This is a genomic window from Caulobacter sp. Root655, assembly GCF_001427665.1.
GTDB lineage: Bacteria > Pseudomonadota > Alphaproteobacteria > Caulobacterales > Caulobacteraceae > Caulobacter.
This window is the reverse complement of the sequence record NZ_LMHC01000022.1, coordinates 262,456-277,354: the sequence shown is the minus strand read 5'-3', so window position 1 is coordinate 277,354 and position 14,899 is coordinate 262,456. Positions and strand designations below refer to the sequence as shown.

General features: G+C 72.4%; 17 protein-coding genes. 15 read left to right on the top strand and 2 right to left on the bottom strand.

The window, feature by feature from the left end; genetic code table 11:
• Positions 1 to 42: 42 nt before the first annotated feature.
• The 7 genes from ASD79_RS15055 to ASD79_RS15030 all read left to right on the top strand — a co-directional run bounded on the left by ASD79_RS15055 (position 43) and on the right by ASD79_RS15030 (position 3,873).
• Positions 43 to 1,269 carry a phage major capsid protein gene (locus tag ASD79_RS15055; protein ID WP_056722999.1) on the top strand — a complete coding sequence of 409 codons (1,227 nt, stop codon included), beginning with the start codon at positions 43 to 45 and terminating at the stop codon, positions 1,267 to 1,269.
• Between the two features lie 152 nt (positions 1,270 to 1,421).
• Positions 1,422 to 1,706 (top strand): head-tail connector protein, encoded by a 285-nt coding sequence (locus ASD79_RS24705; protein ID WP_156400525.1) that lies wholly within the window; start codon positions 1,422 to 1,424, stop codon positions 1,704 to 1,706.
• The gene (locus ASD79_RS24700; RefSeq protein ID WP_156400524.1) at positions 1,703 to 2,131 is read left to right on the top strand and encodes a DUF3168 domain-containing protein; all 429 of its coding nucleotides are present in this window, start codon (positions 1,703 to 1,705) and stop codon (positions 2,129 to 2,131) included. Before ASD79_RS24705 ends, ASD79_RS24700 begins: the two co-directional genes overlap by 4 nt.
• Positions 2,132 to 2,287: 156 nt before the next feature.
• Positions 2,288 to 2,704 (top strand): phage major tail protein, TP901-1 family, encoded by a 417-nt coding sequence (locus ASD79_RS15045; RefSeq protein ID WP_056722998.1) that lies wholly within the window; start codon positions 2,288 to 2,290, stop codon positions 2,702 to 2,704.
• 155 nt (positions 2,705 to 2,859) lie between these two features.
• The gene (locus tag ASD79_RS15040) at positions 2,860 to 3,150 is read left to right on the top strand and encodes a GTA-gp10 family protein (RefSeq protein ID WP_056722996.1); all 291 of its coding nucleotides are present in this window, start codon (positions 2,860 to 2,862) and stop codon (positions 3,148 to 3,150) included.
• A gap of 13 nt (positions 3,151 to 3,163) precedes the next feature.
• Entirely contained in the window at positions 3,164 to 3,346 is a 183-nt protein-coding gene (locus ASD79_RS15035; protein ID WP_056723062.1) for a phage tail assembly chaperone, read from the top strand.
• Positions 3,343 to 3,873: a hypothetical protein gene (locus ASD79_RS15030; RefSeq protein WP_056722995.1), complete on the top strand. Its 531-nt coding sequence runs from the start codon at positions 3,343 to 3,345 to the stop codon at positions 3,871 to 3,873. The genes ASD79_RS15035 and ASD79_RS15030 overlap by 4 nt, the downstream gene beginning before the upstream one ends.
• 153 nt (positions 3,874 to 4,026) lie before the next feature.
• Here ASD79_RS15030 and ASD79_RS15025 read toward each other — a convergent pair whose 3' ends face one another.
• Positions 4,027 to 4,320 (bottom strand): GIY-YIG nuclease family protein, encoded by a 294-nt coding sequence (locus tag ASD79_RS15025; protein ID WP_056722994.1) that lies wholly within the window; start codon positions 4,318 to 4,320, stop codon positions 4,027 to 4,029.
• 63 nt (positions 4,321 to 4,383) lie between these two features.
• Entirely contained in the window at positions 4,384 to 4,839 is a 456-nt protein-coding gene (locus tag ASD79_RS15020; protein ID WP_056722992.1) for a DUF805 domain-containing protein, read from the bottom strand.
• A 286-nt stretch (positions 4,840 to 5,125) separates the two neighbouring features.
• On the opposite strand from ASD79_RS15020, the gene ASD79_RS15015 reads away from it, so the two are divergent.
• From ASD79_RS15015 to ASD79_RS14980, 8 genes are all read left to right on the top strand, one after another.
• Positions 5,126 to 5,758, top strand: a complete 633-nt coding sequence (locus ASD79_RS15015) for a DUF2460 domain-containing protein (protein ID WP_056722990.1) — start codon at positions 5,126 to 5,128, stop codon at positions 5,756 to 5,758.
• Positions 5,758 to 6,408 carry a DUF2163 domain-containing protein gene (locus ASD79_RS15010; RefSeq protein WP_056722988.1) on the top strand — a complete coding sequence of 217 codons (651 nt, stop codon included), beginning with the start codon at positions 5,758 to 5,760 and terminating at the stop codon, positions 6,406 to 6,408. Before ASD79_RS15015 ends, ASD79_RS15010 begins: the two co-directional genes overlap by 1 nt.
• Positions 6,291 to 6,968, top strand: a complete 678-nt coding sequence (locus tag ASD79_RS25350) for an NlpC/P60 family protein (protein WP_368664866.1) — start codon at positions 6,291 to 6,293, stop codon at positions 6,966 to 6,968. The genes ASD79_RS15010 and ASD79_RS25350 overlap by 118 nt, the downstream gene beginning before the upstream one ends.
• 185 nt (positions 6,969 to 7,153) lie before the next feature.
• On the top strand, positions 7,154 to 10,981 hold the full coding sequence (locus ASD79_RS15000) for a glycoside hydrolase/phage tail family protein (protein WP_056722986.1): 3,828 nt from the start codon (positions 7,154 to 7,156) through the stop codon (positions 10,979 to 10,981).
• Between the two features lie 79 nt (positions 10,982 to 11,060).
• Positions 11,061 to 11,987 (top strand): DnaJ C-terminal domain-containing protein, encoded by a 927-nt coding sequence (locus tag ASD79_RS14995; RefSeq protein ID WP_056722984.1) that lies wholly within the window; start codon positions 11,061 to 11,063, stop codon positions 11,985 to 11,987.
• A 100-nt stretch (positions 11,988 to 12,087) separates the two neighbouring features.
• The gene (locus tag ASD79_RS14990; protein WP_056722982.1) at positions 12,088 to 12,405 is read left to right on the top strand and encodes a PepSY domain-containing protein; all 318 of its coding nucleotides are present in this window, start codon (positions 12,088 to 12,090) and stop codon (positions 12,403 to 12,405) included.
• 19 nt (positions 12,406 to 12,424) lie between these two features.
• Positions 12,425 to 13,105, top strand: a complete 681-nt coding sequence (locus ASD79_RS14985) for a response regulator transcription factor (protein ID WP_056722980.1) — start codon at positions 12,425 to 12,427, stop codon at positions 13,103 to 13,105.
• Between the two features lie 148 nt (positions 13,106 to 13,253).
• Positions 13,254 to 14,639, top strand: coding sequence for an ATP-binding protein (locus ASD79_RS14980; RefSeq protein ID WP_156400523.1), 1,386 nt, complete (start codon positions 13,254 to 13,256; stop codon positions 14,637 to 14,639).
• Positions 14,640 to 14,899: the final 260 nt, after the last annotated feature.

Sequence of the window (14,899 nt, the reverse complement as noted above, 5' to 3'; positions counted from 1 at the left end):
CGCCTCCCCCACAGGGGGAGGACCTTTCAAACGGAGATTCCCATGAAGGAAACCAAACAGGCCGCGGCCTCGCCGGAGGCCCGCGCGGCCTTGCACGAGGTGCTGGCGGCGTTCGAGGGCTTCAAGGCCGCCAACGACCAGCGCCTGGCCGCGCTGGAGACCAAGCGGGCCGACGTCTTGCTGGAGGAGAAGGTCGCCCGCATCGACGTGGCCGTTTCCGAAGCGCAGGGCCGGCTGGACCGCGTGCTGGCCGACGCCCGGCGGCCTCTGGTTGGCGGTGACGCGCCGCTGGCGCGTGTCGACGAGCGCAAGGCCGCCTTCGACCGCTACATGAAGACCGGCGAGACCCCGTCCCTGCTGCTCGAGGCCAAGGGCCTGTCGGAAGGCGTGGCCAGCGCCGGCGGCTATGTCGCCCCGGCCGAGCTGGAACGGCAGATCCTGCGCCGCCTGCAGGCCACCTCGCCGATGCGCGACATCTGCCAGGTGCGCACCATCGGCTCGGGCACGTTCCGCAAGCCGGTGTCGACCGCCGGCCTGGCCGCCAGCTGGGTGGCCGAGACCGCCGTCCGGCCGGAGACCGCGGCGCCGACCCTGGACGTCATCGACTTCCCGGCCGGCGAGCTCTACGCCAGCCCGGCCGCCACCCAGGCCCTGCTCGACGACGCCTATGTCAATATCGACGAGTGGCTGGCCGAGGAGGTGCAGGACGCCTTCGCCGCCCAGGAGACCGCCGCCTTCGTCGCCGGCGATGGGGTCAACAAGCCCAAGGGCCTGCTGGCCTACACCGCCGCGGCCGACGCCGCCGCGACCTGGGGCCAGGTCGGCTACCTGGCCACCGGCGTGGCGGGCGCCTGGCCGGCGTCCAACCCGACCGACAAGCTGATCGACCTGATCTACGCGGCCAAGACCCAGTACCGCCAGAACGGCCGCTTCGTGATGAACCGCCGCACGGTCAGCGCCGTGCGCAAGTTCAAGGACGCCCAGGGCAACTACATCTGGAACGCGGCGCTGCAGCCGGGGCAGTCGGCGTCGCTGCTGGGCTATCCGGTCACCGAGATCGAGGCCATGCCCGACGTGGCCGCCAACGGCCTGGCCATCGCGTTCGGCGACTTCGAGAAGGGCTACCTGATCGTCGACCGGGCCGGGGTGCGGGTGCTGCGCGACCCCTATTCGGCCAAGCCGCACGTGCTGTTCTACACCACCAAGCGGGTCGGCGGCGGGGTGCAGAACTTCGACGCCATCAAGCTGCTGAAGTTCGCGGTTTCGTAGACGTGGCCTGACGCCTCAAACCTCCCCCCTCCGTCGGCTTCGCCGACACCTCCCCCACAGGGGGAGGACTTCGCGATCAAATCCTCCCCCTGTGGGGGAGGTGGTCCGAAGGACCAGAGGGGGGAGTCCCTTCCTTCCAGGAATCCCCCAACATGCCCCTCTCCACCACCCTGGCCGAGGCCAAGGGTTTCCTGCGCGTGGCCGACGCCGCCGAGGACGCCCTGGTCGGCCTGCTGATCGACGCCGCCGAGGCGCGGGTCGCCGCGGCCGTCGGCCTGGCCCTGAGCCCCGCCAGCCCCGCGCCCCTGCGCCTGGCGGTCCTGACCCTGGTCGCCCACGCCTACGAGCATCGCGGCCAGTCTTCCGAGCCGAGCGCCGAGCCGCCGCCGGGCCTGGTCGAGCCGTGGCTGGCCCCCTACCGGACGGCGCGGCTGTGAGCGGCCCCGGGAATTTGGGTCCCGAGGCGGCCCTGACCGCCGCCCTGGTCGAGGCCCTGAAAGGCGCCCCGGCCGTCGCCGTCCTGGTCGCCCAGCGGGTCCACGTCGATCCACCGCGCAAGCCCACCTATCCCTGCGTGATCGTCAGCCGCCAGGAGAGCCGGCCGTTCGGCCCGGACGACGCCCAGGCGAGCGGGGGTCTGGAGCACCTGGTCACCCTGACCTGCGCCTCGAAGTTCGGCGGGCCGGAGGAGGCGCGGGCCATCACCGCCGCCGTCCGCGCCGCCCTGCACAACGCCGCGCCTCCGGTCGAGGGCCGGCGGCTGGTTACGCTGAGAGTGACCTATGCCGACGTCTTCCGCGCCGCCGACCGCGAACTGTCGCTGGGCGTGCTGCGAGTGCGGGCGGTGACGGAAGCGATCTGACGATTGTCGTTCCCTCCCCCTGGAGGGGGGAGGGGCAGGGGTGGGGGTGGCGTCGGCGGCGGGCTTGAGCTCGGCCGAGCCACTTCCTGAACCTCTTCCACCCCCATCCCCAGCCCTTCCCCCCTCCAGGGGGAAGGGAGCAGACGGAGCACCCCCATGGCCGCCCAAGCCGGCAAAGACATCCTCCTGAAGATCGGCGACGGCGGGTCGCCCCAGGCCTTCGTCACCGTGGCCGGCCTGCGGGCCCGCGCCATCAGCCTCAACGCCGCGACCATCGACGCCACCGACGGCGACAGCGCCGGCCGCTGGCGCGAGCTGCTGGCCGGATCGGGCGTGCGCTCGGTCGCCGTCTCCGGCTCGGGAGTGTTTCGCGACGCGGCCTCCGACGCCGCCGTCCGCGACAGCTTCTTCGCCCAGACCGCCCGCACCTGGCGGCTGGTGATCCCCGACTTCGCGCAGCTGGAGGGGCCGTTCCTGGTGGCGGCCCTGGAATATGCCGGCGAGCACGACGGCGAGGCGGCGTTCGCCCTGTCGCTGGCCTCGGCCGGGGCGGTGACGTTCACGGCGATCTGAGTTTTCTCCTCCCCCGCGAAACGGGGGAGGGGGACCACGAAGTGGTGGAGAGGGCGTCCGCGCGCTCCGAGTCCTGTCCCTCGCCCCCTCCGTCACGATGCGTATTCGCATCGCGCCACCTCCTCCGTTTCACGGGGAGGAGAAGGATGACACCCATGCCCACACCCAACCCCGCCCGCGGCGAGGTCACCGTCCCTCTGGCCGGAACCCCGCGCCGCCTGTGCCTGACCCTGGGCGCCCTGGCCCGCATCGAGGCGGCGCTGCGGCTGGACGACTGGAGCCAGCTGCCGCAACGCTTCGGCCGCCTGTCGGCCACGGAGCTGACCGCCGTGCTGGCCGCCCTGCTCGAGGGCGGCGGCGAGGATCCGGCCGTGCTCTCCCAGCGTCCGGTCTCGGTTCCCGAGGCGGTGGCGGCGGTGGCGGCCGCCCTCTCCGCCTGTGCGTGAAGGCGGCCTGCGCGTGAACGCCGACTGGCGCGCGGCCCTGCGGCTGGCGCTGCGGCTGTCGATCCCGCCCGAGGCCTTCTGGCGGCTGTCCCTGGCCGAGTGGCGAGCCCTGACCGAGGCCCAGGCCGCGCCGGTCCTGAGCCGCGACGCCTTGGCGGCCCTGGTCGCCCGCTTTCCCGACGAGGAGGTTCCATGAGCGATTTCGATGAAGGCGGCCTCGACGCCGTCCCGGCCCGCGCCACCGAGGCCGCCGCCACCCTGTCGGCCCTCAAGGCCCCGGCCGAGCAGGCGGCGCGCGCCATCGACGAGGCGTTCGCCAAGGCCGGGACGGGCCTGGCCCGCTCGCTGGCCCACGCCGCCGCCGACGGCAAGATCAGCCTGGCCGAGCTGGCGCGAGCGGTGCTGGAGGCGGTCTCGGCGGGGGCGGGCGGAGCCGGAGGCGGCGGCCTGGTCCAGGCCCTGGCCGGCGCGGTCGGTTCGGCGTTTTCCGGAGCGAGGGCCGACGGCGGCGCGGTGACGGCGGGCGGCGCCTATCTGGTCGGCGAGCGCGGGCCTGAACTGTTCCGCCCGGCGACCGGCGGGGCGATCGAGCCGGTCGGAACCGGCGGGGTCAACGTCACCGTCAACGTCCAGGGTGGCGACACCGCCAGCCTGGCCCGCTCCGACGCCCAGCTGGCCCAGGCCCTGGCCCGGGCGGTGAGTTTGGGGGCGCGACGGCTGTAGGGTTCCCTTTTTTGCCCGCTCATCCCGGCGAATGCCGGGACCCAGATGGAATGGCGGCGGGGCTGACGCCATAGACTCAGAGCTTCTCCAAATCACCACACCGCTAAGGGATCTGGGTCCCGGCATTCGCCGGGATGAGCGGAGTTTTGGGAATTAGGCGTTTAGGTTCAGTTCGGCGAACAGATCCCGCCAAGTCGGGTTTTCGGCCTCGATCAGCATCAGCTTCCAGGACCGTCGCCATTCCTTGATCCGTCGTTCGCGTCGAAATGCTTCATCGCGCGACTCGAACACTTCATACCAGACGAGGATGGTGCAGCCGTATTTCGCCGTGAAGCCGTCATGGAGCCTGTCGCGATGCTCCTCGATCCGCCGTGGCAGATCATCGGTGGAGCCGACGTAGAGCGTGCCGTTCTGTCCACTGACGACAATGTAGGTGTAGAAAGCCATGCGGCATTTCCCCACCGCCGGAGCGGTGGGGAAAGTCTAAAAACCAGCGTTTCGGTTTTGCGGTTAAGCCAGCACGGTCGTCAGCGGCGGTTCGCCGTAGCGGTTCTCGCCCGGCTGGCCTTCGGCGGTCCCCACCCACAGGGTGAAGCCGATCATCACCACGAAGGCGATGGCCAGGCTGACGAACAGGCCGCCGACCCCGGCCAGGGCCCAGCCGTCGCCGATATTGGTCAGTTCGCCGAGCAACGCGCCGAAGCCGATCGTCATGGCCGAGCCGAGGATCAGCACCGGGCCCAGCACGATCGGCAGCACCTGCCACCAGCCGGTGCGGCCCATGTCGTGCAGGCGCTTGGTGTAGAGGCAGACCGAGGCGAACAGCGCCGCCAGCCCCAGGGCCCAGCCGATCAGCGGGACCCAACCGGCCACCACGTGAACGCCCAGCAGCATCAACCAGCCGATCCAGAACGCCTGGCGGCCGATGCGGCCGTCGGCGGTGAAGAACAGCGATTTCCAGTCCATGAGAAGTCTCCAATCTTGAGAAGAGACTAGGGCCGGCGAACTCGCGGTTTAAGTGAATTGCGGGTCATGACGCAGGTTTAACCCGGCGCCCAAAACCCTCTCCCAGCGGGAGAGGGAGGGGCCCGCCGCGTAGCGGTGGGAGGGTGAGGGATCACGCTCTCTCCGTTTTCCCTTAGCGCCCTGCCGGCACGCCGTCGGACGCCTTACCCCCTCACCCTCCCATGCTTCGCATGGGCCCCTCCCTCTCCCCATGGGAGAGGGTTTTTACAGGCAAGGAGACGTCGCCATGAGCGCGTTCCACGAGGCGCGCCTGCCCGCGCGCCTGGCTTTCGGCTGCACCGGCGGGGTCGAGCGGCGGACCCAGGTGGTGACCCTCGGCTCGGGCTTCGAGCGGCGGTCCAGCCCCTGGGCCCAGGGCCGCCGGCGCTACCTGATCGGCACGGCGACGCGGCCGCTGGACGACGCCGCCGCCCTGGTGGCCTTCTTCGAGGAACGGAGCGGGCGATTGTTCGGCTTCCGGTTCCGCGACCCGGCCGACTGCCGCTCGTGCGCGCCGTCGATGACCCCGGCCGCCGGCGACCAGGCGATCGGGACCGGCGACGGGAGCCGCAAGACCTTCGCCCTGGCCAAGACCTATGGCGACGGCGCGACGGCGGTGGTCCGGCCGATCGCCAAGCCGGTGGCCGGGACCGTCAAGGTCGCCGTGGCCGGGGTGGTCCTGGGCCCGGCGGCGTTCGGCGTCGATACGGCCACGGGCCTGGTGACGTTCAACATCGCCCCGGCGGCCGGCGCGGCGGTGACCGCCGGTTTCGAGTTCGACACCCCGGTGCGCTTCGACAGCGACCGCATCGACGTCACCCTGGAAAGCTTCAACGCCGCCCGGGTCGGCGCCGTGGCCCTGGTCGAGGTGCGGGTCTGATGCGCGCGGTGCCGCAGGCCCTGGCCGCGCGGATCGAGAGCGGCGCGGCCAGCCTGTGCCACGTCTGGATCCTGACCCGGAGGGACGGCGTCCGCCTGGGGTTCACCGATCACGACCGGGATCTGGCGGTCGATGGCGCGACCTGCCGGGCGGCCAGCGGCTGGACCGCCGGCGCGGCCGAGACCGCGGCCGGTTTCGCGCCGGGGACGGCCACGGCGATCGGCGGCTTCGATGACGCTGGGCTGTCCGAGGTCGATCTGGCGGCCGGCCTCTATGACGGCGCGACCGTGGCTTGCCGGCTCGTGGATTGGTCGGCGCCGGGCCTGGGCGTGGACCTGTGGCGCGCCACGGTCGCCGGCGCCAAGGCCGAGGGCGGGGGTTTCACCCTGGCGCTGGAAGGACCGCTGGCGGCCCTGGACCGCGTGGCGGGGCGCACGTTCGGCCGGTCGTGCGACGCGGCGTTCGGGGACGGGCGGTGCGGCGTGGACGTCGCGGCGTTCCCCGGCGCGACCTGCGACAAGCGCTGGGCGACGTGCCGGGAGGTGTTCGGCAACGGCGTCAACTTCCGTGGCTTCCCCAGTGCGCCGGGCGAGGATTTCCTGACGCTGTACCCGTCGGAGGGCGAGCGGAACGATGGGGGGCGGCGGTGAGGCGTTCACCTCCTTTTCTTCCGTTGTCATCCCGGACGAGCGCGCAGCGCGAAGATCCGGGACCGACGCGTGAACTCGGCGCTTCCGGCGGTCCCGGATCTTCGCTTCGCTTCGCCCGGGATGATGACCGTTTTGAAAACGCCGCCCTCCACGAAGCCCGCCTCTGGCTGGGCACCCCCTACCAGCATCAGGCCAGCCTGCGCGGCGTCGGCTGCGATTGCCTGGGGCTGGTGCGTGGGGTCTGGCGGGGGCTGCACGGGGCCGAGCCGGAAGCGCCGCCGCCCTATCGTCCGGACTGGGCCGAGCTGGGCGGGCGGGAGCTGCTGCTCGAGGCCCTGGGCCGCGCCCTGGCGCCGCTCGACCTCGCCACCGCCCAGCCCGGCGACGTGCTGGTGTTCCGCATGGCCCCGGACGCGCCGGCCAAGCACTGCGCGATCCTTTCGGGCCCCGACCGGATGATCCACGCCTACTGGGGCCGGGCCTGCGTCGAAAGCTGGCTGGGCCGCTGGTGGCGCGGGCGGTGCGTGGCGGCGTTCCGGTTTCCGGAAGTCGGCACGTGAAAACCCTCTCCCAGCGGGAGAGGGAGGGACCCGCCGCGCAGCGGTGGGAGGGTGAGGGATCACGCCCTCACCGCTTTCGCGATGCGCCCTGCCGGCACGCCGTCGGACTCACCACCCCCTCACCCTCCCAAGCTTCGCTTGGGCCCCTCCCTCTCCCTTTGGGAGAGGGTTTCTGGAGACTTCCCATGGCTCAGGTCATCCTCTCCGCCGTCGGAACCGCCGTGGGTGGGCCGGTCGGCGGCGCCGTCGGCGCGATGCTCGGCGCGGTCGTCGACGGCGCCGTGATCGACGCCCTGACCCCGGCCCGCCGGACCGGGCCGCGCATTCCGGAGTTGCGGCTGTCGGGCGCCGCCGAGGGCGCGCCGATGGCCGTCGTGTTCGGCCGGGCCCGGGTCGCCGGCCAGGTGATCTGGGCGGCGCGGTTCAAGGAGCGCTGGGTCGAGGGCCGGACCGGCGGCGGCAAGGGGCCGCGCACCACCAGCGCCGCCTACAGCCTGTCGTTCGCCGTCGCCGTCTGCGAGGGTCCGATCGACGGGATCGGCCGGGTCTGGGCCGACGGCAAGCCGATGGACATGGCCGGCGTGGTCATGCGGGTCCACGCCGGGGCCGAGGACCAGGCGCCCGACGCCCTGATCGAGGCGGTGGAAGGGGCCGCTCCGGCCTATCGCGGCACGGCCTATGTGGTGTTCGAGGACCTGCCGCTGGCCGCCTACGGCAATCGCCCGCCGCAGCTGTCGTTTGAGGTGTTTCGCCGGCCCCGCGCCAGCGCCGCGCCGGCCGGCTTGGAGGAGCGCTTGAAGGGCGTGTGCCTGATCCCCGGGGCCGGTGAGTTCGTCTACGCCACCGACCTGGTGCTGCGCCGCGACGGCCTGACCCGGACCACGGCCGAGACCCTGAACAACAGCGAGGGCCGGGCCGACCTGGTGGTGTCGCTCGACCAGCTGCAGGCCCAGCTGCCCCATGTGGAAGAGGTGACCCTGGTGGTCGCCTGGTTCGGCGACGACCTGCGCTGCGGGTCCTGCGCCATCCGGCCCCGGGTGGAGCAGGCGGCCAAGGCGACGATCCCGTTCGACTGGCGGGCGGGGGGCCTGGACCGCCAAGACGCGGCGGTGGTCTCCGGTCATGACGGCGCCCTGGCCTATGGCGGCACGCCGGCCGACCGGGCGGTGCTGCAGGCCATCGCCGAGCTCAAGCGGCGCGGGCTGAGGGTGACGCTCTATCCGTTCGTGCTGATGGATGTGCCGGCCGGCAATAGCCTGCCCGACCCCTATGGCACGCCGGCGCAGGGGGCCTATCCCTGGCGCGGCCGGATCACCTGCCATCCCGCCGCCGGACGTCCGGGTTCGCCCGACAAGACCGGCGCGGCGGCGGCCCAGGTCGCCAGCTTCTTCGGCGCGGCCACGGCGGCGCAGTTCGGCGAGGCCGAGGGCTTGCCCACCTACAGCGGTCCGGGTGGCGACTGGGGCCTGCGGCGGATGCTGCTGCACTACGCCAAGTTGGCGCAATTGGCCGGCGGAGTGGACGGTTTCATCCTCGGTTCGGAGCTGCGCGGCCTGACCACGGTGCGCGACGGGGTCTCGTCCTATCCGGCGGTGACGGCGCTGAAGGCCCTGGCGGGTCAGGTCCGCACCCTGCTCGGCCCGGCGACGAAGCTCGGCTACGCCGCCGACTGGAGCGAGTATTTCGGCCACCAGCCGCCCGACGGCAGCGGCGACGTCCACTTCCACCTCGACCCGCTGTGGAGCGACAGCAATGTCGATTTCGTCGGCATCGACTTCTATCCGCCCCTGGCCGACTGGCGCGACGGCGACGGCCACCTCGACGCGGCGGCCGGCTTCAAGGGGCCGCACGATATCGGCTACCTGCGCCACGGCCTGACCGGCGGCGAGGGCTTCGACTGGTACTACGCCTCCGACGCCGACCGCCTGGCCCAGGTCCGCGCGCCGATCACCGACGGGGCCCATGGCGAGCCCTGGGTGTTCCGGCCCAAGGACCTGGCGTCCTGGTGGAGCCATCCGCACTTCGATCGCCCCGGCGGCGTGCGCGCGGCGACGCCCACCGCCTGGGTCCCGGGTTCCAAGCCGCTGCGCCTGGTCGAGTTCGGCTGCGGCGCGGTCGACAAGGGGGCCAACGCGCCCAATCTGTTCGTCGACGCCAAGAGCATGGAAAGCGCCCTGCCGCCGTTCTCGGACGGAACGCGCGACGAGGTCGGCCAGCGGCGGGCGCTTGAGGCGGTGCTGGCCCATCTGGCCGACCCGGCGACCAATCCGGTCTCGCCGCTGTACGGCGGGGCGATGATCGAGGCGGCCGGCGCCTGGTGCTGGGACGCCCGGCCGTTCCCGGACTTCCCGGCCCGCGCCGCCGTCTGGGCCGACGGGCCCAACTGGACCCTGGGCCACTGGCTGAACGGCCGGGCGGGGATCGCGCCGCTGCCGGAACTGGTCGCCGCCCTGGCCGACCGGGCCGGCGTGACGCTGGACCCCGGGGAGGCGGGCGGTTCGGTGGTGGGCTATGTGATCGACCGGCCGATGCGGCTGCGCGACGCCCTGGCTCCGCTGCTGGAGGCCTTCGCGCTGGACGCCGTCGAGCGGCGGGACGGCGTGACCCTGGCCGGACGGGCCGGCGCGGCGGCCCTGGCGCTGGGCGACGACGACCTGGCCTGGCCCGAGGACCGCGCGGCGCCGACCTCGTCGACCCGCGCCCTGGCCGCGCCGGTCCAGACCCTGCGCCTGCGCTTCATCGACGCCGCCCGCGACTACCAGACCGGCGCGGTGATCGTCCGCCGCGAAGACGGGCCGGAGACGGGGGAGGGCGGCGCCGACCTCGACGCGCCGCTGGTCCTGGTCGTCGCCGAGGCCCGGGCCGTGGCCCAGCGCCTGCTGGCGCCCGGGGCCGGGCGCGAGACGACCGCTCACCTGTCGCCCCTGGCCGCCCTGCGGCTGGAGCCCGGCGACCGCGTCGCCCTGGACGGCGGCGTCTGGCGGGTGACGCGGATCGACCTGGACGAACATCCCCGCGCCCAGCTGGTCCCGGTGGTCGATCCGGTGCGGATCGACGGCGACCTCGACTGGTCGCCGGCTCCGTCGCGCGAGACCTCGGGCCCGCCTGTTCTCCACCTGCTGGACCTTCCGGGCCAGGACGACGACCGGCCGCTGGTCGCGGTGGCCGCCGCGCCGTGGCGGGCCTTCGACGTCCAGGCCGGGGCCGGGCTGGAGGCGCTGCGGGTCCGGGCCACGGCCGGCGTGCCCGCCACGGTCGGCGTCACCCTGTCGGACCTGCCGGCCGGTCCGCTGCACCGCTTCGACCGCGCCAATCGCCTGACCGTGCGGCTGGAAGGCGCCGCCCCGCGTGGCCGCGACCGCTCGGCCGTCCTGGCCGGCGCCAACGCCGTCGCCGTCAAGGGCGAGGGCGGCGCGTGGGAGATCATCCAGTACCTGGAGGCCGAGCCGGTCGCCGCCGACGTCTGGACCCTGTCGGGCCTGCTGCGCGGCCAGGCCGGCAGCGATCCGGCCATGGCCGCCCTGACGACGGCCGGCGCGGCGGTGGTGGTGCTGGACGCGGCCCTGGTCCGGGCCGACCTGGCCCTGTCGGAGCGCGGCCTGCCGCTGATCTGGCGCGCCGCCCCGGCCGGCGGCCCGGCCTCGGGCCCGGCGATGAGCCAGGTCGCGGCGACCTGGCGCGGCCTGTCGGCCCGCCCGTGGTCGCCGGCCCACCTGCGAGTCCGCGTCGAAGCCGGCGACGCCGTCGTCACCTGGGTCCGCCGCGCCCGCCGGGCCGGCGACGGCTGGGACGCCGAGGTTCCGCTGGGCGAGGAGCGGGAGGTGTATCGCGTCGAGGTCCTCGACGGCGAGGCCGTGGTCCGCACCGTGGAAACCACCGTTCCGACCTGGACCTACGCCGCGACCCAGCGCGCCGCCGACTTCCCCGCTGGACCGACCGGCGTCCTGGCTGTCAGGATCGCCCAGGGCTCGGCCCTGTTCGGCTGGGGCGCGTCTCGGCGGGCGTTGCTGTGATATTAATGCAACAATAAGCTTGCACGGCGCGCCGAACCGCCTAATTGAGGCGTTCTGGTCTTTGAAGTGAGGAGCCTCCTTGGCGCGCGACCCCTATCTGGAACTTGGCGTTTCCCGCACCGCCACCGCGGCCGAGATCCGCAAGGCGTTCCACAAGCTCGCCAAGCAGCACCATCCGGACGCCAATACCGGCGACAAGAAGTCCGAGGACCGCTTCAAGCAGGTCAGCGCCGCCTTCGACATCATCGGCGACGTCGACAAGCGCAAGAAGTTCGATGCCGGCGAGATCGACGCCGACGGCCGCGAGACCATGCGCGGCGGCGGGTTCGGCGGCGCGGGCTCGCCGTTCGGCGGCGGCTTCAACCGGGGCGGCGGCGGCTTCAGTCGCGGCGGCGGGGGCGGCGAGGGCCCCGAGATCGACCTCAACGACCTGTTCGGCGACATCCTGGGCCGCAATCGCGGCGCGGGCGGCGGCGGCTTCTCGCCGCGCGGCGGCGACGTGCGCGCCCGGCTGGACATCGACCTGGAAGAGGCGATCAAGGGCGGCAAGAAGCGCGTGGCCTTCTCCGACGGCCGCACCATCGACGTCACCATTCCGGTCGGCGCCCAGGAAGGCCAGACCCTGCGCCTCAAGGGCCAGGGCAGCCCCGGCCGGGGCGGGGCCGGCGACGCCCTGATCGAGCTGGCCATCAAGCCGCATCCGACCTTCAAGCGCGAGAACGACACCCTGGTCATGGACCTGCCGATCAGCGTCCCCGACGCGGTGCTGGGCGGCAAGGTCGAGGCCCCCACCCCCGACGGCCCGGTGACCCTGTCGATCCCCAAGGGCTCCAATTCCGGCGCCAAGCTGCGGCTCAAGGGCCGGGGCCTGTCGGACGGCAAGGGCAAGCGCGGCGACCTGTTCGCCCGGCTGGTGGTGACCTTGCCGGAGGGGCCGGACGCCGAGCTGGAGAAGTTCGCGGAGGCGTGGCGGGCGCAGCGGCCCTACGCGCCCCGGCGGCGGTAGGCTGTATCGATCGCCGACCCTCCCGTGACAGAACTTTGTTCACCGTCCATAACGGTTGCGTTCAGCCTCTATTCAGCCGGGAGGCTTTAAAACCCAACCCATGAAGCCGATCCACATCCTCTTCGCCGCCGTGCTGGCCGCCTCCGCCCTGCCCGGCGTGGCGTCCGCGCAACGCGGGCCGGACTCGCTGGGCGCCGATTGGCGGGCCCGGCAGGACCAGGCGCGTGGCGGCGTGCAGTCGGGCCAGCTGGTGCCACTGAGCCGGGTGATCGAGCAGATCAGCCGCCGCACCCCGGGCCGCGTGCTGGACGCCGGCCTCGAAGGCCCCAACTATCGCGTACGCTGGGCCACCACCGATGGTCGCCGCATCGACTTCATCGTCGACGCCCGGACCGGCCAGATCCTCAGCGCCGACTAACGACAACCAAAGGTTCCCCATGCGCATCCTGCTTGTCGAAGACGATCCCGACCTGTCGCGCCAGCTGAAGCTGGCCCTGGGGGACGCGGGCTACGCCATCGACCACGCGGCCGACGGCGAGGAAGCCCAGTTCCTGGGTGAGACCGAGCCCTATGACGCGGTGATCCTCGACCTGGGCCTGCCCAAGGTGGACGGGGTGTCGGTGCTGGAGCGCTGGCGGCGCGGCAATGTCGCCACGCCGGTGCTGATCCTCACCGCCCGCGGCTCGTGGAACGAGAAGGTCGCCGGCTTCGACGCCGGGGCCGACGACTACCTGACCAAGCCCTTCCACACCGAGGAACTGCTGGCCCGCCTGCGCGCCCTGCTGCGCCGCTCGGCCGGCCACGCCTCGCCCAGCCTGACCTGCGGCGGCCTGCGCCTGGACCCGCGCGCCGCCCGGGCCAGCGTCAACGGCGAGCCCCTGCGCCTGACCTCGCTGGAATACCGCCTGCTGCACTACATGATGATGCACCAGGGCCGGGTGATCGGTCGCACCGAGCTGGTCGAGCACCTGTACGACCAGGATTTCGACCGCGACAGCAACACCATCGAGGTGTTCATCGGCCGGCTGCGCAAGAAGCTGGGCAGCGAACGGATCGAGACCGTGCGCGGCCTGGGCTACCGCCTGACGCCGCTGGAAGGCGAGACGACCGAAGGTTAGGCTCTACGAACTTATCTCCCGTTTTCCCGGCGAAGGCCGGGACCCAGATTCATCCGGAGCGGCTCGTGGGTTTCACCTGGGCCCCGGCCTTCGCCGGGGAGACGGAATTGGGGATGAACCCGCCGATCGCCGCTAGCTCGGGCGAGGCCTGATCATGTGGGACCTCGGCAAGCGATCGCTGGTCCGCCGGCTGGTGCTGCTGGCCGGGATCTGGAACGTCGTCGTGCTGCTGGTGGCCGGGGTGTTCCTGACCGCCCAGTTCCGCGATTCGGCGATCCGCCGCTTCGACGCGGCCCTGACGGTGCTGACCGACGACCTCTACGCCAGTTCCAGCGTCGAGGAGGGGGTGGTCAAGGCGCCGTTCCTGACCGACATCCGCGCCACCCGGGTCTATTCGGGTCGCTACTGGCAGATCCTCGAGATGCGCCCCGAGGGGGGCTTGAAGATGATCGACCAGTCGCGGTCGCTGTTCGACAGCTCCCTGGTCATTCCGCCGACCCAGGCCCAGCGCCTGGCCGCCGATCCGGGCAAGACCCAGTTCTTCGACCTGATGGGGCCGCAGAACGCGCGGCTGCGCGCCGCCGCCATCCTGACCCGCCTGCCGGGCTATCCGCGTCCCGTGGTGTTCATCGCCGCCGAGGACCGCGCGCCGATCGACCGCGACGCCGACATCTTCGCCCGCAACACCGCCATCGCCCTGATCCTGCTGGGCGCCGGCCTGGTTTCGGCGGTGGTGATCCAGGTGCGGGTGGGGCTCTTGCCCCTTTTTCGCCTGCGACGGGAGCTGGGCTCGGTGCGCCGGGGCAAGGCCGAGCGGCTGCAAGGGCTCTATCCCGAAGAGCTGGAGCCCCTGGCCGTCGAGCTCAACGCCCTGCTGGCCCACAACCAGGAGGTCGTCGAGCGCCAGCGCACCCACGTCGGCAACCTGGCCCACGCCCTGAAGACCCCGCTGTCGGTGATGCTGACCGAGGCCAACCAGCAGCCGGGGACCCTGGCCGAGGTGGTCGAGCGCCAGGCGGCGACCATGCGCGAGCAGGTCGACCACCACCTGCGCCGGGCCCGGGCCGCCGCCCGCTCCCAGACCTCGGGCGAGCGCACGCCGGTCGAGCCGATCCTCGACGAACTGGCCGTGACCCTGGAGCGGATCTTCCAGGACAAGGGCGTCGAGATCGACTGGCGCTGCCCCGAGACCCTGTGCTTCCAGGGCGAGCGCCAGGACTTCATGGAGCTGGCCGGCAATGTCATGGAAAACGCCGGCAAATGGTGCAAGGGCAAGGTGCGGGCCGAGGCGGTGGCCAGTTCGCCCGAGCAGATGACCCTGACGGTGGACGACGACGGCCCCGGCCTGCCGCCCGACCGCTGGGCCGACGCCCTCAAGCGCGGCCAGCGGATGGACGAGCACACCCCGGGCTCCGGGCTGGGCCTGTCGATCGTCGACGAGCTGGCCCGGGCCTATGGGGGTTCGGTGACGCTGTCGGCGTCGCCGCTGGGCGGGCTGCGGGTGACGCTGGTGCTGCCGCGGTCGGAGGGGTAGGGCGTTCCGAGACCCTCTCCCAAGGGGAGAGGGAGGGGCCCACCGCGCAGCGGTGGGAGGGTGAGGGGTTTAGACGTCAACCGCCCATCCCCAGCGCTCTGCCCGAATCTGAAACAGCGTAACGCCTCACCCTCCCACGCCTACGGCGCGGGCCCCTCCCTCTCCTTATAGGAGAGGGTTCATTTCCGCCTCTCAACCTGACATCCCCAGCGACCTTTCGACGCTCCCTCCCCAACCGCAAAAACTCATGGTTTCGGAAA